Annotated in this window: 19 protein-coding genes; 10 read left to right on the forward strand and 9 right to left on the reverse strand. The window is 67.8% G+C overall.

The window, feature by feature from the left end; translation table 11 throughout:
* Nucleotides 1–112: 112 nt before the first annotated feature.
* Nucleotides 113–880 (reverse strand): type I methionyl aminopeptidase, encoded by a 768-nt coding sequence (gene map, locus E1263_RS13370; RefSeq protein WP_132167594.1) that lies wholly within the window; start codon nucleotides 878–880, stop codon nucleotides 113–115.
* A 128-nt stretch (nucleotides 881–1,008) separates the two neighbouring features.
* Here map and E1263_RS13375 point away from each other — a divergent pair, with 128 nt between their 5' ends.
* Nucleotides 1,009–2,184 (forward strand): CapA family protein, encoded by a 1,176-nt coding sequence (locus tag E1263_RS13375; RefSeq protein WP_238161223.1) that lies wholly within the window; start codon nucleotides 1,009–1,011, stop codon nucleotides 2,182–2,184.
* Nucleotides 2,185–2,187: 3 nt separating this feature from the next.
* On the opposite strand, the gene E1263_RS13380 is transcribed toward E1263_RS13375, so the two are convergent.
* Both E1263_RS13380 and E1263_RS13385 read right to left on the reverse strand, forming a co-directional pair.
* Complete coding sequence (locus E1263_RS13380) at nucleotides 2,188–3,924, reverse strand: ABC transporter ATP-binding protein (RefSeq protein ID WP_132167595.1); 1,737 nt, start codon at nucleotides 3,922–3,924, stop codon at nucleotides 2,188–2,190.
* Nucleotides 3,921–5,654 carry an ABC transporter ATP-binding protein gene (locus tag E1263_RS13385; RefSeq protein WP_132167596.1) on the reverse strand — a complete coding sequence of 578 codons (1,734 nt, stop codon included), beginning with the start codon at nucleotides 5,652–5,654 and terminating at the stop codon, nucleotides 3,921–3,923. The genes E1263_RS13380 and E1263_RS13385 overlap by 4 nt, the downstream gene beginning before the upstream one ends.
* A 76-nt stretch (nucleotides 5,655–5,730) precedes the next feature.
* Here E1263_RS13385 and E1263_RS13390 point away from each other — a divergent pair, with 76 nt between their 5' ends.
* Nucleotides 5,731–6,360 carry a lysoplasmalogenase gene (locus tag E1263_RS13390; protein ID WP_165956599.1) on the forward strand — a complete coding sequence of 210 codons (630 nt, stop codon included), beginning with the start codon at nucleotides 5,731–5,733 and terminating at the stop codon, nucleotides 6,358–6,360.
* Here E1263_RS13390 and E1263_RS13395 read toward each other — a convergent pair.
* The gene (locus E1263_RS13395) at nucleotides 6,295–7,443 is read right to left on the reverse strand and encodes a DUF418 domain-containing protein (RefSeq protein ID WP_132167598.1); all 1,149 of its coding nucleotides are present in this window, start codon (nucleotides 7,441–7,443) and stop codon (nucleotides 6,295–6,297) included. The genes E1263_RS13390 and E1263_RS13395 overlap by 66 nt on opposite strands.
* A 96-nt stretch (nucleotides 7,444–7,539) precedes the next feature.
* Here E1263_RS13395 and E1263_RS13400 point away from each other — a divergent pair, with 96 nt between their 5' ends.
* Nucleotides 7,540–8,505 (forward strand): glycerophosphodiester phosphodiesterase family protein, encoded by a 966-nt coding sequence (locus tag E1263_RS13400; RefSeq protein ID WP_165956600.1) that lies wholly within the window; start codon nucleotides 7,540–7,542, stop codon nucleotides 8,503–8,505.
* On the opposite strand, the gene E1263_RS13405 is transcribed toward E1263_RS13400, so the two are convergent.
* Both E1263_RS13405 and E1263_RS13410 read right to left on the reverse strand, forming a co-directional pair.
* Entirely contained in the window at nucleotides 8,502–9,758 is a 1,257-nt protein-coding gene (locus tag E1263_RS13405; protein WP_132167599.1) for a M48 family metalloprotease, read from the reverse strand. The genes E1263_RS13400 and E1263_RS13405 overlap by 4 nt on opposite strands.
* Nucleotides 9,759–9,781: 23 nt before the next feature.
* Entirely contained in the window at nucleotides 9,782–10,114 is a 333-nt protein-coding gene (locus E1263_RS13410) for a PspC domain-containing protein (RefSeq protein ID WP_132167600.1), read from the reverse strand.
* 134 nt (nucleotides 10,115–10,248) lie between these two features.
* On the opposite strand from E1263_RS13410, the gene E1263_RS13415 reads away from it, so the two are divergent.
* From E1263_RS13415 to groL, 4 genes are all read left to right on the forward strand, one after another.
* Complete coding sequence (locus tag E1263_RS13415; RefSeq protein ID WP_132167601.1) at nucleotides 10,249–10,740, forward strand: SigE family RNA polymerase sigma factor; 492 nt, start codon at nucleotides 10,249–10,251, stop codon at nucleotides 10,738–10,740.
* Nucleotides 10,737–11,597 (forward strand): PASTA domain-containing protein, encoded by an 861-nt coding sequence (locus E1263_RS13420; RefSeq protein WP_132167602.1) that lies wholly within the window; start codon nucleotides 10,737–10,739, stop codon nucleotides 11,595–11,597. The genes E1263_RS13415 and E1263_RS13420 overlap by 4 nt, the downstream gene beginning before the upstream one ends.
* 33 nt (nucleotides 11,598–11,630) lie before the next feature.
* Nucleotides 11,631–11,966, forward strand: coding sequence for an MmcQ/YjbR family DNA-binding protein (locus tag E1263_RS13425; protein ID WP_132167603.1), 336 nt, complete (start codon nucleotides 11,631–11,633; stop codon nucleotides 11,964–11,966).
* Between the two features lie 215 nt (nucleotides 11,967–12,181).
* Nucleotides 12,182–13,807 (forward strand): chaperonin GroEL, encoded by a 1,626-nt coding sequence (gene groL / locus E1263_RS13430; RefSeq protein WP_132167604.1) that lies wholly within the window; start codon nucleotides 12,182–12,184, stop codon nucleotides 13,805–13,807.
* A gap of 69 nt (nucleotides 13,808–13,876) precedes the next feature.
* On the opposite strand, the gene E1263_RS13435 is transcribed toward groL, so the two are convergent.
* Nucleotides 13,877–14,245, reverse strand: a complete 369-nt coding sequence (locus tag E1263_RS13435) for a guanyl-specific ribonuclease (RefSeq protein WP_132167605.1) — start codon at nucleotides 14,243–14,245, stop codon at nucleotides 13,877–13,879.
* A 215-nt stretch (nucleotides 14,246–14,460) separates the two neighbouring features.
* On the opposite strand from E1263_RS13435, the gene E1263_RS13440 reads away from it, so the two are divergent.
* The 3 genes from E1263_RS13440 to E1263_RS13450 are packed head-to-tail and all read left to right on the forward strand — an operon-like array spanning nucleotide 14,461 to nucleotide 17,796.
* Complete coding sequence (locus E1263_RS13440; RefSeq protein WP_132167606.1) at nucleotides 14,461–15,399, forward strand: GNAT family N-acetyltransferase; 939 nt, start codon at nucleotides 14,461–14,463, stop codon at nucleotides 15,397–15,399.
* A 38-nt stretch (nucleotides 15,400–15,437) separates the two neighbouring features.
* Nucleotides 15,438–15,896, forward strand: a complete 459-nt coding sequence (locus tag E1263_RS13445; RefSeq protein ID WP_132167607.1) for a hypothetical protein — start codon at nucleotides 15,438–15,440, stop codon at nucleotides 15,894–15,896.
* 28 nt (nucleotides 15,897–15,924) lie between these two features.
* Entirely contained in the window at nucleotides 15,925–17,796 is a 1,872-nt protein-coding gene (locus E1263_RS13450) for a S9 family peptidase (protein ID WP_132167608.1), read from the forward strand.
* Here E1263_RS13450 and E1263_RS13455 read toward each other — a convergent pair.
* Both E1263_RS13455 and E1263_RS13460 read right to left on the reverse strand, forming a co-directional pair.
* A complete protein-coding gene (locus tag E1263_RS13455) occupies nucleotides 17,793–18,506 on the reverse strand; it encodes an FHA domain-containing protein (RefSeq protein WP_132167609.1) in 714 nt (237 codons plus the stop codon). The two genes, E1263_RS13450 and E1263_RS13455, sit on opposite strands and share 4 nt — an antisense overlap.
* Nucleotides 18,503–19,780, reverse strand: a complete 1,278-nt coding sequence (locus E1263_RS13460) for a vWA domain-containing protein (RefSeq protein ID WP_132167610.1) — start codon at nucleotides 19,778–19,780, stop codon at nucleotides 18,503–18,505. Before E1263_RS13460 ends, E1263_RS13455 begins: the two co-directional genes overlap by 4 nt.
* Nucleotides 19,781–19,815 lie beyond the last annotated feature (35 nt).

Genomic DNA, 19,815 nt, shown 5'->3' on the forward strand with positions numbered 1-19,815 from the left:
CCCCCACCTCCGGCTGGGGCGAACCCGCCGCGTCGCACCCCCGCTTCCGCGGTCCCACTCGCACACCCCAAACCACTCGCTCACCAAATCCCCCAGCCCAAGAACCTCTGTTTTAGGGGAGGGTGAGGATTTCGGGGCCGGAGGCGGTGATGGCGATGGTGTGTTCGGCGTGGACGCCGCGGGTGCCGTCGGCGGAGCGGAGGGTCCAGCCATCGGGGTCGATGACGTAGGTGTTGCCGGGGCCGGACCAGAACCAGGGCTCGATGGCGAAGGTGTGGCCGACCTGGAGTTTGAAGCCGCGGCCGGGGCGGCCGCCGTTCGGGACGTGTGGTTCTTCGTGCATGCGGCGGCCGATGCCGTGGCCGCCGAAGTCGAGGTTGGTGCCGACACCGGCGTCCTTGCCGATCTTGCCGATCGCGGCGCCGACGTCGCCGAGGCGGCTGCCGGGCTGGGCGGCGGCGATCCCGGCGGCCAGGGCGCGTTCGGTGATCTCGATGAGCTCCAGGTCCGCGGGGCGCGGCGTGCCGATGCAGAAGCTGGTTGCCGCGTCACCGCACCAGCCATCGATCGAGGCGCCGCAGTCGACGTTCAGCAGATCGCCGTCGGCGAGCTTGAGGTCCGACGGGAGACCGTGCAGGACGGCATCGTTGACCGACGTACAGATGACGCCGGAGAAGGGTTTCGTCGCGAAACCCGGCTGGTAGCCCTCGAACAGGGAGACGGCTCCGGCGGCGCGGAGCACCTCGCGGGCGACCTCGTCGAGCTCCCGCAGTGAGACTCCGACCGTGGCATGTTTCTTCACGGCCGCCAGCGCGCTGCCGACGACTCGTCCGGCCGCACGCATCGCCTCGATCTCCGTCGGCGTCTTCAGCTCAACCATCGGTCCGCGTCCTCCTTGTTCTGGGCCCGCCAAACGTTACCCGTAAGGACACGATCGGGTTACCGCTCGAACTCGGAGGTGCGCCAGGCCGTCCGATGAGCGATAGACACCGAATCTTGGGGGCTGTGATGGTGATAGGACGGCGCGCAGTGCTGGGCGCACTGCTGGCCGGCGCGGGGGCAACTGTCGTCGGGGGATGTGCGGACACCGACCTGGGTTCGCCTGGCGGTCCGCCGAACGGCGGCTCCGGGGGAGTGCCGACGGCAACGGTTCCACGGACGAGTGACCAGAGCCGGCCGGACCGGATCTCGATCGTTGCCACCGGCGACGTTCTCCTGCATGAGCGCTTATGGACAACGGCTCGGCGCGACGGTCGCGGCGGTGCCTGGGATTTCGCGCCACTGCTGGCAGGCGTGAAGCCGCATGTGCAGGCAGCCGACCTGGCGATCGCGCACGTTGAGACACCGCTCGCGCCCATGGGTGGGCCCTACAAGGGTTACCCGCTGTTCTTGGGACCGCCACAGATCGCGACGGCACTCAAGCAGACCGGCTACGACCTGGCGACGACGGCCAGTAACCACAGCTTCGATGGTGGCGCGGCCGGCGTCGACCGAACGCTGAACACGTTGGAGAAGGCCGGTCTGCGGACCGCGGGCACCGCGCGTAACCGCAAGGAGGCCGAGGCGCCGACGATCATCGACGTCCGCGGGGTGAAGATCGCATCGCTGTCGTACACGTTCGGTTTCAACGGTTTGCCCTACCCGAACGGCCAGACCTGGCGGGCCGGCACACTCGACGCGACCGCGATCAGCCGGATGGCGAAAGAGGCTCGCGACCGAGGCGCCGAGATCATCGTCGTCAGCTGCCACTGGGGGACCGAGTACTCGGCCAGGATCAACGACCAGCAGCGTGAACTCGCGCCCCAACTACTTGCCGACAGCAACATCGACCTGGTGATCGGGCACCACGCCCATGTCGTCCAGCCGATGGAACAGCACAACGGTAAATGGGTCGCCTACGGTCACGGCAACCTGGTCGCGGCGCACCGTCAGCCGAACAGCACCCGGGCCGAGGGCCTGCTGACTCGCTTCACCTTCAAGCGCGACGGTGACAAGTGGACCACCGAGCAGGCCGCTTACGCCCCGCTGCTGATGACGGATGCGCTGCCGGTCCGGATTCTCGACGTACGGCGAGAGCTCGCGAAACCGGACCTTTCCGCCGCCAAGCGGAGCCGCCTGCAGCTGGCGCAGCGCCGTACCGATGAGACCGTCTTCTCGATGGGCGCAACACCAAACAAGCTTTGAGCGTTAGCCGTTCCAGGACTTCCAGAGCTTGGCATACGACCCCTGGCGCTCAACGAGCTCGTCATGCGTGCCGAGCTCGCTGATCCGCCCGTCTTCCACCACCGCGACTCGGTCGGCGTCGTGGGCGGTGTAGAGGCGGTGGGCGATGGCGATGACGGTGCGGCCCTCAAGGACGGCGGCGAGTGAACGCTCCATGTGCCGGGCGGCGCGTGGGTCGATCAGTGAGGTCGCCTCGTCCAGGACCAGGGTGTGCGGGTCGGCCAGCACCAGGCGTGCCAGCGCGAGCTGCTGCGCCTGAGCTGGCGTCAGCGCGTGCTGGCCGGAACCTACCCGGGTGTTGAGCCCGTCCGACAACGCCTCGGCCCACTCGCGCGCATCCACTGCGGCAAGTGCGTCGTACAGCTCGTTGTCGGTTGCTGTTGGACGGGCCATCGACAGGTTGTCGCGCAGGGTGCCAACGAAGACATGGTGCTCCTGCGTGACCAGTGCGACCTGTCTGCGCAGCTCGTCCAGCGGTAGCTCGGTCATGCCGACACCGCCGACCGTGACGCTTCCTGTCCGCGGCGGGTGGATCCCTGCGACCAGCCGACCCAGTGTGGACTTCCCTGCGCCGGACGGGCCGACCATGGCGATCCGCTCACCCGGCTGCACGGTCAGCTCCACGCCATGCAGCACGTCGCGACCATCGACGTACGAGAAGCGCACGTCCTGCATTTCGACCAGCTCACCATCCGGTGTGCGGCCTGACGGTGTCCGGTCATCCGGTACGTCGCTGATGCCAAGGATGCGGGCGAATGCGGCGCCACCGGACTGCAGTTCGTCGATCCACTGGAGCAGGCGGTCGACGGGGTCAATCAGCTGGTTCACGTACAGAACACCGGCGGTGACGGCGCCAAGCGTGACGTGTCCGTTGAGGTGCAGCCAGCCACCGAACAGCAGCGTGCCCACGATCGGCACGAGATAGCCGACCTCGACGGCCGGGAACCACCGGGTCCGCAGACCCAGCGTGTACCGCTCCGCGAGGTATGAGCCGCGGGCATCCTCATCACCGCGGCGGACGCGGTCGTCGTACCGGCGCAGGGCCTCGATCGTGCGCGCGCCCTCGACGGTCTCGGCCAGAGAGCTCGTCATCTGGGCGTACGCCGCGTTCTCTCGCAGGTAGCCGTCCTTGGCGCGGCGCAGGTACCACCGGGTGCTCAGCCAGAGCAACGGCACCATGGCGACCAGTGGGAGCAGAAGCCAGACGCCGACGAGCACAGTGGCTGTCAGCGAGAACAGCAAGGTGATGATCGCGATGATCGTCTCCGGTACGGCGAAGCGCACCGTCCGCGAGAGCGTGTCGACGTCCCGCGAAGTGCGGGACAGCAGGTCACCGGTGCCGGCGCGTTCGACCGTGCCGATCGGCAGTGCGAGCGCGTTGTCGACGAAGTCCTCGCGCATCTCGGCCAGCACCTGTTCACCAAGCGCGAACGACCGGTAGCGGGCCCAGCGAGTGAGCAGCGACTGCACAACGACAAATGCTGCGATCAAGCCGATCACCAGGTTGACGTTGGCTGCCGTCGTCCCACGCTGGACGTCCTGGACCAGGTCACCGATCAGACGCGGCGCAGCGAGCCCGGCCACCGCAGCGAGCGCATGCAGCCCGAGCGCGATCAGCAGCGCGCGCGGATGCTGACGGACCAAGCGGCGTGCATGCCGACGGATCTCGGCGCTGTCCGCCACGGGCAGGATCTGCCTCATCGGTGCGCCCCCTCGGTCAGGTGTTCTTCTTCGGTCTGTCTGGTCACTGTCTGGCGGTACCGCGGTTCGCTGGCGAGCAGGTCCCGGTGCTTGCCGGTAGCAACCACGCGCCCGGCCGCAACGAAGATGACTTCATCGACGCGATCCAGCAGTAGCGGGCTCGCAGTCAGTACGACGGTGCTGCGCCCTGCGCGGTGCTCGCGGAGCCGGTCCGCGATCCGCGCCTCGGTGTGCGCATCCACGGCCGAGGCCGGCTCGACCAGCACCAGCACGGACGGGTCCTTCAACAGGGCACGCACGAGCACCAGGCGCTGCCGCTGCCCACCGGAGAACGACCTGCCCTTCTCCTCGACCTCAGAGTCGAGCCCGTCGGCCAGCGCGACCAGAACGTCGTCAGCCGAGGCAGTCCAGATCGCAGCGAGCAACTCCTCCTCGGTACGGCGGCCTGTCGGGTCAAGCTCGGTGCGCAGGATGCCCGTGAACAACTGGGAGCCGGAGTCGCTCACCAGGACTCGCTCACGAATATCGGCACGGGTCGCGCTGGCCAGGGTGACGCCGCCGAATCGGACATCGCTGGCCAGGTCGTACCGGCCCAGGCGGTCGGCCAACTCGCCGTACACGTCTGCCTCGGCAGCGACGATCGCGGTCAGCAGACCGTCCCGAGCGCGGACTCCGGAGACCGGGTCGACCAGATCGCCCCGCTCCGGCAGGCGCACTGGGTGGGCTGGATCGGTGATCTCAGGCCGCAGCGACACCACCCGGATCACCCGAGCGCCCGCGACGAGACCACGCATGAGCTGGTTGACGAACTCGGTCACAGTCCGCAGCGGTAGCACCAGGAAGGTCGCATAGCCGTAGAACGCGACCAGCGAACCCGCACTGAGCTGACCGCCCAGAGCGAAGTGCGCACCGATGCCCACCACCAGCACCACAAAGGTGCCCGGCAGCAGGATCTGCATCGCGTCCAGCACAGACTGGATCCGGGCCACCCGGACACCAGCCTGGCGCACCTGCTGCGACTCGCGGCGATACCGCTGCGAGAAGGAGTCCTCGCCGCCGATCCCGCGCAGCACCCGCAGACCGGCCACGATGTCCGACCCGAGGGAGTTCAGCTCGCCGACCGCCTCCCGCTGGGCGGACTGCCGCCCGTGCAGCGGCCGCAGCATCGGGCCGAGGCAGAACAACATCACCGGAACGCCGATCAGCACGACCAGGCCGAGCACGGTCGACGTCGACAGCAGGATCGTCGCGACCACGGCGAACGCCACGATCGCACCGGCGAAACGGGCGGCCACCTCCATCACGGTCCCGATCGAGGCCAGGTCACTTGCACCGACGCTGACCACCTCGCCGGTCGCCAGGTGCTTGGGCAGCGTCGCGCCGAGGTCGGCCGACTTCCGCGTGATCACCTGCACCGTCCGGTACGCCGCCATCAGCCAGTTCGTCACCGCGAACCGGTGCCGCATCACCCCGGCCAGCGCCTGGACGACACCGACCGCGAACAGCGCGGCGCCCCACTGGAGCAGCTTCTCGCCGTTCTTGGCCGCGATGCCCTCGTCGATCGCCTTGCCCAGGATCGCCGGGATGAACGCCTGCGACGCCATCCACAGGATCCCGAACGACATCCCGCCCGCGAGCGTCCGAGCCTGCCCTCGTGCGACCCACAGCAGATAGCGGGCCGGCGAGCGGTCATCGGGGACGCCGGGATCGGCGAGAGGGAGATTTCGCATGGTCCCTTCAGGCTAGGCGCCCCCACCGACAACTTGCATGCGAATTAATCGCGCCTGGACCAGGCATCATCAAGACGTGAAACGAAGCTCGGCCTGGCTCAGCGCATTTGCCGTGATCGCAGTAGTACACCTGGTGACGATCGGGGTCGGCGACCCCTGGGCTGCCGCGGTCAGCAAGGTGCTGCTGATGCCCGTGCTGGCAGTTTGGGTGCGCCTACGCGGCGGACCGGTCACCCTCCTGGTCGGGCTGGCCGCATCGCTGGTCGGCGACTTCCTGCTGGAGGTCGACCACCTCATCCCCGGTATGGCGGCCTTCGGCGTCGCGCATGTCTGCTATGTGCTGCTGTTCGTCCGCCGGTCGCCGCGGCGGTCGCTTGTGGTGGTCACGGCGTACGGCGTGCTCTGGGTCGGCGTACTGGCTCTGCTCTGGCCGGATCTGGGCGATGTGCGTATCCCAGTGGCCGCCTACTCGCTGCTGCTGATCGCTACCGCGGTGACGAGTGCGTGGAACGGCTGGCGGCCTGGAATCGGCGGTGCGGTGTTTCTGGTGTCGGATGCGCTCATCGGGGTGGAACTGGCCGGGCATGACTTCGGCGCGCGGCCGTATCTGGTGATGGCGACGTACTGTGCCGCGCAGTACCTACTGGCGAGCAGTCTGGTTGCGGTAGGTCAGCCGACGGAGCAGGACCTCGAACGGGCCGCGTAGCCCACGGCGGCGCATCAGGTCGGCCATGAGGACGGTCAGTGCCCAAGTGCCGAGAGCCAGGAGAACGGACTGCCACAGCGTCAGGTGGCTGCCGAGGTCGAGCAGGTAGGGCGCGAATGCGATCGTCCAGACCACGGACTGCGCCAGATAGCAGGTCAGGGAGCGCTGGCCGGTCGCCTGGATAGCGGTGATGACGGGAGTGCGCCGTACCCGGATGGACCAGAGTGCGATCAGAGCCGCGTACGCCGGACCGCCCGCAAAACCGGTCAGTGCGTGCAGCCCGGCCAGCGGGACGACGGCAGTGTCGGTCGCGGGCAGCAGGCCAGCGGTGTAGAGGGCGAGCGGGACTCCACCGAGGAACGACAGCGGGATGCCGATGGCCACCATGAGGCGCAGCGTCCGCTCGTGCTGTTCCGGCCGCTCGTACAGCTTGCGACGTGCGGCCCAGATGCCGAACAGGAAGGCACCGGCCGCACTGACCGCCACGACCGAGGCGCTCAGGGGAATGGCGATGGCTCGGCCGGCCATCCCCAGCAGCGGGTTGTGATCGAGCGCCCAGGGGTACATCTCCGCAGCCGAGTCCGGCGGGTTCGGAGTGGACAGGAGAGCATAGGACCACGATCCGAGCAATGCCAACACCGCTGCGGAGATGAGCAGCCGCTGCTTGCTCCAGCGGATCGCTGAGACCAAGGCAAGCGCAATCAGTCCGTAGGCGCTCAGGATGTCGCCGTAGTAGAGCAGTACGGCGTGCAGCAGCCCGAGCAGCAGCAGCCACGCCCCCCGGCGGCGGAGCAGCTTGCGGGTGCTCGTCCAGTCGCCGGACTGACGGCGGGCGATCTGCACCATGCCGTAGCCGAAGAGTGCAGCGAACATCGTGTACGAGCGGCCGTCGACCAGAGTGGTCTCCAGGAACGCGACGATCCGGTCCGGCAGGGTCGTGGGGATCGGCATCGCGCGGATGTCGCCGACACCTGGCGGATGCAGGAAGCCATGCGTATTGGCCAGCGCGATGAAGAGCAGGAGCAGGCCACGCGCCAGGTCAGGCCCGAGTGCGCGGTCCTTGAGAGCTGTCGGGCCGGTCATGACTGAGAGCGTAGGCCGTGGTTCGGTCCGGTGACCTTCATCTTGCGTTGGGCAACGAGTTCCCGGCGGGCCATGTGCACCGCCTGTCCTGGAACCATGCTGGTGATCGCGCATCGCGGAGCAAGTGGGTACCGTCCGGAACACACGCCGGCGGCCTACCGCCTGGCCGCGGCCCAAGGGGCCGACTACCTCGAACCTGACCTGGTCGCCACGCTGGACGGCGTCCTGGTCTGCCGCCACGAGAACGAGATCTCCGGTACGACGGATGTCGCGGACCACCCGGTCTTCGCGGACCGGCGGATCACGAAGGTGGTCGACGGGGAGGCCGTGACCGGCTGGTTCGTCGAGGACTTCAGCTACACCGAGCTGCGGATGCTGCGGGCCCGCGAGCGGATGCCTGCGCTGCGGTCGGCGAACACGGGCTACGACTGCACCGAGGCGATCCCCACGTTCGACGACGTGGTCGCACTGGCCCGGCAGGAGTCGCAGCGGCTCGGCCGGACCATCGGTGTGATCCCAGAGATCAAACACCCGACGTACTTCCGGCGGCTCGGTCTGCCGCTCGAGGAACTGCTGACCGAGCGCATCCTCGCGCTGGCGCTGCAGCCGGACGAGATCATGATCCAGTCGTTCGAGCCGACCAGTCTGCGCCGGCTGGCCGTGATGACCCGGGTGCCGCTGGTCCAGCTCGTCGACTCAGAGAGCTCGCCGTACGACTTCCTGCGGGTCGGTGACGGCCGCACCTTCACCGACATGCTCGACCCGGCCGGGCTGCGGGAGATCTCGACGTACGCGCAGGTCCTGGCTTCGCACAAGGACCTGATCATTCCGCGCACCGCCTCCGGTGAGCTAGGTGAGCCCACTCGCCTCGTCGACCAGGCGCACCGCGCCGGCCTCGACGTCCAGGCCTGGACCTTCCGGGCCGAGCGGCGCTTCCTGCCGACCAACACCGACTTCCGCACCGAACTGTCGCGCTTCGCCAGTCTGGGTCTCCAGGGCATCTTCGCCGACCACCCCGACATCGCGGCAGCCACGCTGAAAGCCGCATCGATCTCCGGCTAGAGCTCAGCCTTCAGCTCTCGAAGCACCTGCTCGGCCGGCTCCATCAGCTCCCGGTCGAGGGCACGCGACCGGTCAGTGCCGAGGACGACGCGTGCTGAGGTGGCCGGGCGGGTCCGGAGCAGCTTGGTCCGCAGGTAGGTCGGTGGATGCGTGGCGTCGGTGCGAGTCCCGTGGATCCGGCTCACTCGCAGCCGTCGCTCGATCTCCCGGGCAGGCACCTCGGTCACTGCGCGCCGTACGGCGTCCAGTGGCGACAGCTCGCTCGGGAACCGCAGCGCTCGGAGCATCGCGTCGTACGAGGTGTCAGCCAGCACCGTGCGCTCCAACGCGTGCGCGGCAGCCTCGGACCCGGCAACCTCACCGGCTCTACGGTCCGCGAGGTACTCGTTGCGCTGGCCACTCCGCAGCTCAAGACGATTCAGTACGGCGCTCAGCCCGCGCACCACCGCGCCGACTGTCGCATTGACCATCCGGCTGAACAGGGTCCCGCCGCTGAGCTCCTCGACACCCCACTCGCGGCGTGCCTGATCGAGCGGGCTCTCACTGAACGTCGCCAGCAACCCTTCGAGGACGCTATGCGCGTTGCCGATCAGCCAACTGCTTCGCAGGTCACCGTGCCGACCATGGCCGAACTCGTGGGCCAGGATGGCTACCCGCTCCTGGGGGCGTAGCCCGATCCAGAGAGGCAGTCCGATGCCGACGACCGGCTCGAAGCGCCAGCCGACCTGGTGGTACCAGATGTTGGCCTCGTCCGTGAGCGCGACGGCCGCTGCTGGCCGGGCGCCGACAGCCTCAGCTACTTCGTCCAGTACGGCGAACAGCTCGGGCGCCTGCTCGCGGTGGACGAGCTGGTGGTCGTCCAACTGGCCGGCACGTGGCCGGAGCACGAAGGCGATGGTCAGAGCGAGCAGCGCCAGGATGATGCTGAGCCACAACGGCCGGTAGAAGACCAGGAGCGCAGTGCCGGTCAGGAACGCAGCGAGCGGCAGCAGAAGAAGCAGTACGGAGAGCAGGTTGGCGCTGATCCGCGCAGCGTCCCAGCCGGGGCGATGGATCGCCCCCTGCTCAAGTTCGCGGTAGAGCGAGTCGACCAGCCGTTGCTCGACTCTGAGCCGCCAGGCGGGTGTCAGGTCGAGCAACGGCGTCGGGTCGACGTTCCAGTCGCATTTCTCGCACCAGGTCACGTAGCGCCGGTCGACACGGATCTGCTGTCCGCAGTCGGGGCACCTGGTGATCTCTTCGGCACTCTGCACAGGCAGAGTGTGACAGGGAGAGGTCAGGCGGCGGGGGGCTTGGGGGCGTCGTCGTAGAGGCGCGACGCGATGTCGCTCTCCGGGGTCGGGGTCTGGTGGTTGGTGGACTGCTGGACGTTCTGCCAGACAGCCTTGCCGTCGCCCTCCGGCATCACGATCCACGCGATGGCGTAGCCGAGGATGGCGGTGCCACCGGTGATGATGGTGAGGCCGACGATGCCCAGGCGGACCAGGGTGACGTCGATGTTGAGGTACTCGGCGAGGCCGCCGGAGACGCCGGACAGCATCCGCTGGGAGCTGGAGCGACGGAGAGTCTTGCCGGACAGGTTCGAGAACGGTGCGTTGGAGTTCGTCATGGCTCTACTCTCCCGTCCGGGGACCCTCCACCACATCAGGATCGGTACCGACTGACCCCTGACCTGAACCCTTACGACTTTCGTGGAACCTCAGGGGTGGGCCAGCCTGTCTCTACGGGGAAGGAGGGTGCCGAATGGATGACTTCACCGAATACGTGGCGGCGCGCTGGCAGGTGCTGGTGCGCTCCGCAGTGCTGCTCGGGTGCTCGCATGCGGAGGCAGAGGACCTGGTCCAGACAGTTCTGGAGCGGTGCCTGGTGAAGTGGAAGCGGGTCAGCGCGGTGGACGACCGGGACGCCTACGTGCACCGGATGCTGATCAACAGCTTCCTCTCCGCCCGCAGGCGGCGCTGGACCGGGGAGAGACCGGCAGCGGTCCTGCCTGAGCAGACCGACCACGACCGGACCTCCGGCGTGGATGACGCTGACCTGATGACACGTGCCCTCGACCGGCTGCCGACTGATCAACGGACAGCCGTTGTACTGCGCTACTACGCACACCTGACCGAACAGCAGATGGCCTCCGTGCTCGGCGTCGCCGCCGGGACCGTGAAGAGCCGCCTGTCCCGGGCCGTGAAAGTGCTGGCCCAGGACCCCGATCTGGCAGAACTGCGAGAGATCCTATGAACGAAGCGAAACTGACCGAGCTCCTGGAACAAGTCGGCGACCGAACCGCCGTCAGCCCGCCCCCGATCGACGCCATGCGGTCCGGTGCGACCCGCCGCAGGCGCCGCCGTACGGCGATCTGGTCCGCGGCCGGTACGGCGGTCGCCGTGGCTGCCGTGATCGGCGGCTCGACCGTCCTGACAAACAATGAGACCACTCCGTTCCCGCAGCCGCCAGTAGCCGCCAACCCGGTGCCGGAAGGCATGCGCCTGGTCGGACTGGGCCACGCTGCGATCGCTGTGCCCCAGGACTGGCCCACGAACAAGCTGAAGTGCGGTACGCCGACAGCTGCCACTGTCATCGTGGACGTCGGCCCTCAAGCCCTCTGCGCTCTGCCGCGGGGCAACGTGGAGAGCATCGAGATCGCGCGGATGCCGGTGAACCCCGAGAAGCCCGGCAGCACGATCGAGGTGAAACCCAACGGCACGATCGACGGCGTGCCGGCGTACCGGGAGTCGGTGGCGCTCACCGACGCGCCTCTGTGCGGGGAATCGGTGAAGATTCCATCGCAGAAGCTCTGGATCACGGCCTACGCGAAGGACTGCGAGGCGCTGGACCAGATGCTGGACCAGTTCAGGATCGTGGATGACCAGACCGGCATCCCCGGGTTCCAGAATCTGGAGTTGGAGTTCCTAGGGCAGGGGCTGGAGACGCCGCAGGCGATGTACGAGGCGTCCTTGAAGGCGTACGGGCTGGTGCCGACGGTTGTCAGCAAGCCGGCGGCCGGTGCACCCAAGGGCGCAGTGATCGAGGTGTCGCCGGTGCCCGGGACGATGGTGCCGAACGGGTCGACCGTGACGGTGACGGTCGCCGGCTGAGAAGTGTCGGTGGTCCCGCTTAGCGTTGGAGCCATGGATGCGCAGGCGGTGCAGAAGCTGGTGCAGGGGCTGCCCGGGGCCGAGGAACACGAGGGCTGGGCCGGGCAGCCTGCGTTCAAGGTGCGCAAGAAGGGCTTTGCGTACCTGTCCGAGGACGAGACTCGTCTGATCGTCAAGGCCTTCCGCGAAGAGCAGGAGGCCTTGATCGCCGAGAGCCCTGATGTCTACGCGCCCTCCTGGGAGAGCGGTCGCTTCGCCTGGGTCGATGTGACCTTGGCGGCAGCGGACGACGATGAGGTGGGTGAGCTGCTCACCGAGGCGTGGCGGCTGACCGCTCCGAAGTACCTGATTGCCCAGCTGGACAGCTAGCTGGCTTGCACTCGTTTGGGGCGAGTGCTAATACTTGGTTAGCACTCACAGGGCGAGAGTGATAACACTCGCGCTCTGGAGTCAAGACATATGACGGTCCAGATGAGGGACCGGAAGCGGGGCGGGACATGAGCGCCACGACTCCGGTGCCGTCCGTCGCGGGCATCTGGGCCGGCTGATCTGCCAAGTATCGACGCGGGAGGACTCGCGGAGAAATGCCGAAGCTTATTGCTTTCAATGAAGAGGCGCGCCGTGGCCTCGAGCGGGGAATGAACACCCTCGCCGACGCCGTGAAGGTGACGCTTGGCCCGAAGGGCCGCAACGTCGTCCTGGAGAAGAAGTGGGGCGCCCCCACGATCACCAACGACGGCGTCTCGATCGCCAAGGAGATCGAGCTGGAGGACCCGTACGAGAAGATCGGGGCCGAGCTCGTCAAGGAGGTCGCGAAGAAGACCGACGACGTCGCGGGTGACGGCACCACGACCGCCACCGTGCTCGCTCAGGCTCTCGTTCGCGAGGGGCTGCGCAACGTCGCCGCCGGCGCCAACCCGATGGGCCTGAAGAAGGGTATCGAGAAGGCGGTCGAGGCCATCAGCGAGCAGCTGCTGGCGCTGGCCAAGCCGGTCGAGACCCGTGAGCAGATCGCGGCGACGGCGTCCATCTCGGCCGCTGACACCCAGGTCGGCTCGATCATCGCCGAGGCGATGGACAAGGTCGGCAAGGAAGGTGTCATCACCGTCGAGGAGAGCAACACCTTCGGGCTCGAGCTCGAGCTCACCGAGGGTATGCGCTTCGACAAGGGCTACATCTCGCCCTACTTCGTGACCGACACCGAGCGGATGGAAGCGGTCCTCGACGACCCTTACATCCTCATCGTGAACAGCAAGATCTCGAGCATCAAGGACCTGGTCCCGGTGCTGGAGAAGGTCATGCAGACCGGCAAGCCGCTGGCCATCATCGCCGAGGACATCGAAGGCGAAGCGCTGGCGACCCTGGTCGTCAACAAGATCAAGGGCACCTTCAAGGCCGTCGCCGTCAAGGCGCCGGGCTTCGGTGACCGCCGCAAGGCCATGCTCGTCGACATCGCCGTCCTCACCGGTGGCGAGGTCATCTCCGAGGAGGTCGGTCTCAAGCTCGAGACCGTCGACCTGGAGCTGCTCGGCAAGGCTCGCAAGATCGTCGTCACCAAGGACGAGACGACCATCGTCGAGGGCGAGGGTGACGCGGACCAGATCGGTGGCCGGGTCAGCCAGATTCGCGCCGAGATCGAGAAGTCGGACTCCGACTACGACCGCGAGAAGCTGCAGGAGCGCCTGGCCAAGCTGGCCGGCGGTGTTGCGGTCATCAAGGTCGGCGCGGCCACTGAGGTCGAGCTGAAGGAGCGCAAGCACCGCATCGAGGACGCCGTTCGCAACGCGAAGGCTGCCGTCGAAGAGGGCATCGTCGCCGGTGGTGGCGTCGCGCTGCTGCAGGCCTCGGTGCTCGCCTTCGAGAAGCTGGAGCTCGAGGGTGACGAGGCCACCGGTGCAGCGATCGTGCTGTCCGCGGTCGAGGCTCCGCTGAAGCAGATCGCCTTCAACGCCGGCCTCGAGGGTGGCGTTGTGGTGGAGAAGGTTCGCAACCTCGAGCCGGGTCACGGTCTGAACGCCGCGACCGGTGAGTACGTCGACCTGATCGCCACCGGCATCATCGACCCGGCCAAGGTGACGCGCTCGGCGCTGCTCAACGCAGCCTCGATCGCGGCCCTGTTCCTCACCACTGAGGCCGTCATTGCCGACAAGCCCGAGAAGGCCGGTGCCGCCCCGGGCGGTGCCCCCGACATGGGCGGCATGGACTTCTGATCCGCTAGAAGTTCAGCTAGACAGCAAGCAGAGCGGTCCCGGGCTTCGGCCCGGGACCGCTTCGCTGTGTCAGGTGACCTTGCAGAACGACGCGTAGTGGTCGCCGGTGTAGTAGACGTACTGCGGGCTGGTGACCGGTGAGCCGCCGCCGATCAGCCGCCGGGCGCCGCGGTTGGACGACCCGGGCGTCTTGACGGTGTACTCGTGGTAGTAGCCGGTCGACTGGCTCGGCAGGATGCCTTCCCGGTTCTGGAAGACCGTGCCGTCCTGGCTGTACGGGAACGGGCCGCCGGAGTGGATCAGGTCCAGGGTGTCCGAGGCCTGTGACGGCAGCGAGCTCAGGGCGCAGTTCGAGATCGCGGTAGGGGCGGCGTACGCCGCGGTGGGGGCGAGCGTGGTCGCGACGGCGAGGGTGAGGGCGGTGATGAGGTTTCTCATGCCGAGAGGCTGCCCGGCACGGGAAACGTCCGCACATCCCAAGTATGAATAACAGTTGGACAATGACCCCTGGGGCCCCTAAAGTCTGGGGCGGCGAGAAAGATGCCCCGAGCGGAAGGAGCGACCGATGATCACCCTGTTTGGTATTCCGGCGCGACCTGCCCGCGATCACAGCTCGCACTGAGCGGAGCGGCGCGCCTCCTGTTGGAGGAAAAGTGAGCATTCGCACCACCGTCGAGGCTGACCTCGACACCATCCGTACCCTCATCGAGCGGCAGCCGACGGTCAACACCGTCACGCTCGAGCGCTACAACGAGTACATCGGCTCCGGCTACTACAAGCACGACTGGACCTGGGTCGTCGAAGAGGACGGCGCGATCAAGGCGCTCGCCATCTGGTGGGGCGGCACCGACGAGAAGCACCCGTACAGCATTGACGGCCTGTACTACGTCGGTGACGGTGACCCGGTCCCGGTCTGGACGGCGCTGATCAAGGCCGGCATGGACAGCCGGCCGGCGGACGCCGAGCAGCCGGAGTACCACTTCTTCCTCGATGGCGAGTGGGAGTCCGACCCCGTCGTGGTGGCAGCGCTCGAGCCGCGGCAGAAGGCGGCCGCAGCGGCCGGCTGGACCGCGGTCACCGATCGGCTGCGCTACGAGTGGGAGCCGTCGTACGGGTTGCCGCCGCGGTCGACCCGGCTGCGCTTCGAGCCGGCCGACGACGAGGCCTTCGTCAAAATGTTCCTGCGGATCAGCGAAGGCAGTCTCGACGCGGCGACCGCGCGTGACGTCGCCCGGCTCGGCCCTGAGGCCGCGGCGCGGGAGGAGGTCGAGCTGTATCAGACGATGCTGGTGGGCGACCGCAGCTGGTGGCGGTTCGCGTACGACGCCGAGGACAAGCTGATCGGGTTCGAGATCCCCTCGGCCAACAACGGCGGACCGGTCGTCGGCTACCTCGGCGTCCTCCCCGAGCACCGTGGTCACGGGTACATCGACGACCTCTTGGCGGAGCTGACCCACCAGTTGGTCGAGACGGGGGCCGAGCGGATCCGCGCCGACACCGATTTCGGCAATGTGCCGATGGCGAAGGCGTTCGAACGCGGCGGTTACCGAAACTTCGCCGTACGGCGGGTTCTGTCCTTCCCGGAGGAGTGAGCCCGTCCTATGCTCCCTGACATGTCAGGGAGTTTCCGGTGCGAGATCTCGCGCTGATACTGCACGTCGTGGCCGGGGTCCTGGCAGTACTGCTCGGGATCCCGGCCATCGTGGTCACGCTGCGCCGGCGCCGGTTGAACTGGGTCGGCGAGGCTTATCACTGGGTGATCGCGCTGGTCTGCTTGAGCGCTCTGGTGATGGTTCCGTACGACTGGAAGCGGCTCTGGTTCTTCTGGCCGGTCGCACTGGCGACGTACCTGTTCGTCTATCTGGGGCAACGGTCGGCGGAGTCGCCGGGCGGACTCTGGTACCGCGGAGTGCTCCGCGGGTACGGCGGTGCGTGGGTGGCGGTGTGGACCGCGATCGTGATCACCAGCGTGCCGGATCACCCCTGGACGTGGGTGGCTCCGATAGTGATCGGTAGCGCTCTGATCGAGTGGCAGTGCCTTAGGCCGGCGAACCGTGCCTTGGCGGAGCGGACGGAAGAACAGCTATAGGAGAGCTGCTTGCGGGTTAGCCTCACCCGTGGACTTCGACAGCTATCTCGCCCTGCCACGTCCGTCCTCTCTCGCGCTCTCGCCCGACGGCTCCCGTTTGATTGCGGCCATCGGGCAGTACGACGACGAGACCGGCAAAATGATCAGTGCGCTCTGGGAGCTCGATCCCAGTGGCACTGCCGAGCCGCAGCGCCTGACCAGATCCGCCGGCGGCGAGAGCCAGCCCGCCTTCCACGCCGACGGCTCCCTGTACTTCGTTTCGACCCGTGACGATGACAAGTCCGCCGTCTGGCGGTTGCCTGCTTCTGGTGAGGCGGAGCAGGTCTGTGTAGCGGACGGCTTCCGGATCGGTGGCAGCACGGTTGTCGTGACGACCTCGATGCTCCCTGGTGCCAAGGACGCAGCTGATGACGCGGCGCAGCGCAAGGACCGCAAGACCAGCGGCGTCCTGCACACCAGCAGCCCAGCGCGTGTCTGGGACCAGGAGCTTGGCCCGGACGAGACCCGCCTGCAGCTGGCCAATGGCCGAGACCTCACGCCGACACCCGGCAACGCCTTAGTGCAGGCCGAGTACGTCGTTGCCCCGGACGGCCGGACCGTGATTGCCAAGTGGTTCGTGCCCCGGCTCGATTGGCCGCTCGCACAGCTGGTCGCGATCGACACTGCGACGGGTGACCGCCGTGTGCTGGCGGAGGACCCGGCAGCGGGCTTCTACGACCCCGCTATCTCGCCTGACAGCCGGTACGTCGTTGCGGCTCGTTGGGAGGACCCACAGCCCGACACTGCGCCGGTGCTCGGGCTGGTGCTGGTTGACCTAGAGACCAGTGACCTTCGCGAGGTGGTGAACGGACGGGAGCTGTGGCCGACCGATACGACCAGCCCTGCCTTCGCCGCCGACAGTAGTGCGCTGTACGTCGTGGCTGAGGACCATGGCGATCGGCCGATCGTGCGCGTCGATCTCGCGACCGGTGCGCAGACCCGCCTCACCGGTGCGGGTTCCTACCAAGCCATCCAGGTAGCACCCGACGGTACGGCGCTCTTCGCGTTGCACCACGACATGGACTCACCGCACACGCCGGTCCGGATCGACCTTGCCACGGGCGACGTCGTACGGCTGATGTCGTCCGAGGTCGAGTTGCCTGGGCGTGTGGAGCGGGTAGAGGCGACTGCTCCGGACGGTGCGACCGTTCCGGGCTGGCTGCTGCTCCCCAACTCTGACGAGCCAGCACCTCTGGTTCTGCGGGTGCACGGTGGCCCAAGCGCGTCAGCGGGCGGCTGGAACTGGCGTTGGAATCCATGGTGGCTCGTGGCCGCCGGGTACGCCGTACTGCTGCCAGATCCTGCGCTGTCGACCGGCTACGGCATGGAGTGTATGGAACGCGGCTGGCAAGGCTGGGGCACCACCGTGTACGACGATGTGATCGCGCTGACCGATGTGGTCGAGCAGCGGGCGGACATCGATGCCACCCGGACCGCTGCGATCGGAGGCTCGTTCGGCGGCTACATGGTGAACTGGATCGCCGGGCACACTGATCGGTTCCGTTGCCTGATCAGCCATGCAGGCATCTGGCACCTGGGCGGTTTCCAAGGCACCGCCGACTACTCGGGCTACTTCGCCCGCCAGTTCGGCACGCCGGAAGCGCGGCCGGAGCGCTACGCCGACCGCTCGCCGGCGCAGTACCTCGAGAACATCAGTACGCCGATCCTGGTCACCCACGGCGGTCGGGACGAGCGTGTCCCGACCGGCCAGGGCAACCACCTCTTCGCGGATCTACAGCGCCGGGGCGTCGAGTCGGCGTACCTGTCCTTCCCGGACGAGGGCCACATGATCCTGAAGCCGGCCAACGCCCGGTTCTGGAACCAGACGATGATCGACTGGCTCAACCGCCACCTGCGCTAGGCCTGGCCGGCTTGTTCTTCAGGGGTGGCCCTGCGGAGGACCAGGCGGGTCCAGGCGCCGACGTAGATGCGGTCGTCGGAGTTGAGCTCCTGGCGCTGGCCTGGCGGGATGGGGATCTCGGGCAGTGGACCGGAGGCGGGGGCCACGTAGGTGCCGTTGGAGGACTGCAGGTCCTCCACCCACCAGCGCTGGCCGTCTGTGGTCAGCTGGGCCTGGCGCCGGCTCACGCCGGTGTCATCGCCACAGTCGACCTCAGGAGCGATTCCGCGGCTACGAGACGGGCGCCCGACCAGGACGCTCTTCTCCGCCACCGGAATCACCACTGGCAGACCTGGTGACGGACACGGGTCGTCACTCTGCTGTACGGCGTACCAGTCGGGGTCGACCCAGCGTTCGATCACCCATTCGGCAACCACCGGCGACGGTGCAGGCGGTGCGGTCGGGGGAGTGGCGGACAGATCGAGTGACGAGGCTGCGCGCGGCATGGTGCCGGTGGTGAAGTCGTAGCCGCAGCTCTCGCAGAACAGGGCGTCCGCAGCCGCCGAGTCCGAGCAGTTCGGACAGGTCTGCATGGCCACGGCCGGAGCAGCCGGTGCGACCGCCTGAGGTGCAGGCGTCGGTGTAGCCGCCGCACCGATCGGCAGACCGCAGACGTCGCAGTAGTCGGTCGAGACGGACGGGTGTCCGCTCGGACAGGTCGCTGTGCTCATTTCTTCACCCGAGTGGTCTTCGTGGACGCGGTATCGAGCGCCATCTCGTCGGCCTTCTCGACAGTCCGCTTCAGCCGGACCGTACCGGTGTCCTGGTCGTCGATGTCGACCACCTTGCGCAGCCGCGTGGTGGCCTCCTCGTTGCCGGTCTGGGCGGCCAGCTGAACCGCACGGCCCAGCTTGGTGGTCGCCGTGGCCGTGTCGCCGGCAGCCTTCGCAGCCAGGCCGTCCTGGATCGCCTCGGCCAGCTCGGTCTGCCCGGTGTAGTGCGCGACCTCAGGGCTGATCCGCGTGGTCAGAGCCTCGTCGGACGACCAAAGCGCCTTCACCAGGCCCTGCGCCACGACGTTGTCGCCGATGATGAGCTGGACGCGCGCAGCGAGCTGCTCCTGCCCAATGCCCTTGGCAGCAAGGCGGATCGACACGTGGTAGTCGCGGGACTCGTCGCCCCACGAGCCGGTCGGGTAGGAGCCGGTCAGCGGGTTGATCATCGTCCGGCGGGCGGTCAGGTCCTCGACGGTCGGGGCTACCTGGCGGACGAACAGCACCTCGGCACCCTGCGGCGCCCAGACCCGCAGGTCGGCCTGGGCGACACCACGGCTCATCGCGTTCTGGATCAGCTTGGAGAACTCGGCGGCCAGCTGGTTCGGGGCCGGGATGATGTCGACGGTGCCGAGCAGCGCCTGCGCGATCCGCCGTACCTCGTCGACCTGCCAGGCCACGCCGACACCACGGGTGTCGCACTGGAACTGACCGGTGACAGCCTGGATCGCCTGAGTCAGCGCCTCCGGCGTCTCGTGCTGGTTCTCGCCATCCGTCAGCAGGATGGCGTGCTTCTGCGACAGCGACGGGACGGTGGCGAACACCCGCGCCGCCAGCCGCAGCCAGGTGCCCATGGCGGTGCCACCGTCGGCGTAGAAGCGCGAGACAGCGTCCTTGGCCGCCTGCCGCGTGTACGGGTCCATCTTGACCATCACGGGCTCGGCGGATGCCGGGAACGCCAGCTGGGCGCGGTCATTACCGGAGATGACCGCGAACCAGACCCCGTCGAGGATCTGGTCGAGCGCGGTCTGTGCGGCGTAGGCAGCAGCCTGAACGCCTTCGCGGCCCATCGAGCCGGAGGTGTCGACGATGATGATCTCGCCCGCGTCACCCGTGCCGGACTGGCCGGCCGCACCAGCGCCGGTGCAGTTCACGGTGACGATCGCGTGCACGTCGGTACCGCCGTCAGGCAGGAACTCGTTCTGGTAAACAGCGGCGGTGAAGTCTGCCATCTCGGGTCCTCTCGTTCGGGGCGGTGGGGTGGGGA

Source organism: Kribbella antibiotica, from assembly GCF_004349055.1.
GTDB classification, from domain to species: domain Bacteria; phylum Actinomycetota; class Actinomycetes; order Propionibacteriales; family Kribbellaceae; genus Kribbella; species Kribbella antibiotica.

Excerpts from the sequence above, each read along its gene's own strand:
- E1263_RS13380 (WP_132167595.1), bottom strand. The coding sequence starts at position 3,924 with ATGAGGCAGATCCTGCCCGTGGCGGACAGCGCCGAGATCCGTCGGCAT.
- E1263_RS13415 (WP_132167601.1), top strand. The coding sequence starts at position 10,249 with ATGGATGACTTCACCGAATACGTGGCGGCGCGCTGGCAGGTGCTGGTG.
- E1263_RS13410 (WP_132167600.1), bottom strand. The coding sequence starts at position 10,114 with ATGACGAACTCCAACGCACCGTTCTCGAACCTGTCCGGCAAGACTCTC.
- E1263_RS13385 (WP_132167596.1), bottom strand. The coding sequence starts at position 5,654 with ATGCGAAATCTCCCTCTCGCCGATCCCGGCGTCCCCGATGACCGCTCG.
- E1263_RS13460 (WP_132167610.1), bottom strand. The coding sequence starts at position 19,780 with ATGGCAGACTTCACCGCCGCTGTTTACCAGAACGAGTTCCTGCCTGAC.
- E1263_RS13400 (WP_165956600.1), top strand. The coding sequence starts at position 7,540 with ATGCTGGTGATCGCGCATCGCGGAGCAAGTGGGTACCGTCCGGAACAC.
- map (WP_132167594.1), bottom strand. The coding sequence starts at position 880 with ATGGTTGAGCTGAAGACGCCGACGGAGATCGAGGCGATGCGTGCGGCC.
- E1263_RS13455 (WP_132167609.1), bottom strand. The coding sequence starts at position 18,506 with ATGAGCACAGCGACCTGTCCGAGCGGACACCCGTCCGTCTCGACCGAC.
- E1263_RS13420 (WP_132167602.1), top strand. The coding sequence starts at position 10,737 with ATGAACGAAGCGAAACTGACCGAGCTCCTGGAACAAGTCGGCGACCGA.
- E1263_RS13435 (WP_132167605.1), bottom strand. The coding sequence starts at position 14,245 with ATGAGAAACCTCATCACCGCCCTCACCCTCGCCGTCGCGACCACGCTC.
- E1263_RS13395 (WP_132167598.1), bottom strand. The coding sequence starts at position 7,443 with ATGACCGGCCCGACAGCTCTCAAGGACCGCGCACTCGGGCCTGACCTG.
- E1263_RS13425 (WP_132167603.1), top strand. The coding sequence starts at position 11,631 with ATGGATGCGCAGGCGGTGCAGAAGCTGGTGCAGGGGCTGCCCGGGGCC.
- groL (WP_132167604.1), top strand. The coding sequence starts at position 12,182 with ATGCCGAAGCTTATTGCTTTCAATGAAGAGGCGCGCCGTGGCCTCGAG.
- E1263_RS13375 (WP_238161223.1), top strand. The coding sequence starts at position 1,009 with ATGGTGATAGGACGGCGCGCAGTGCTGGGCGCACTGCTGGCCGGCGCG.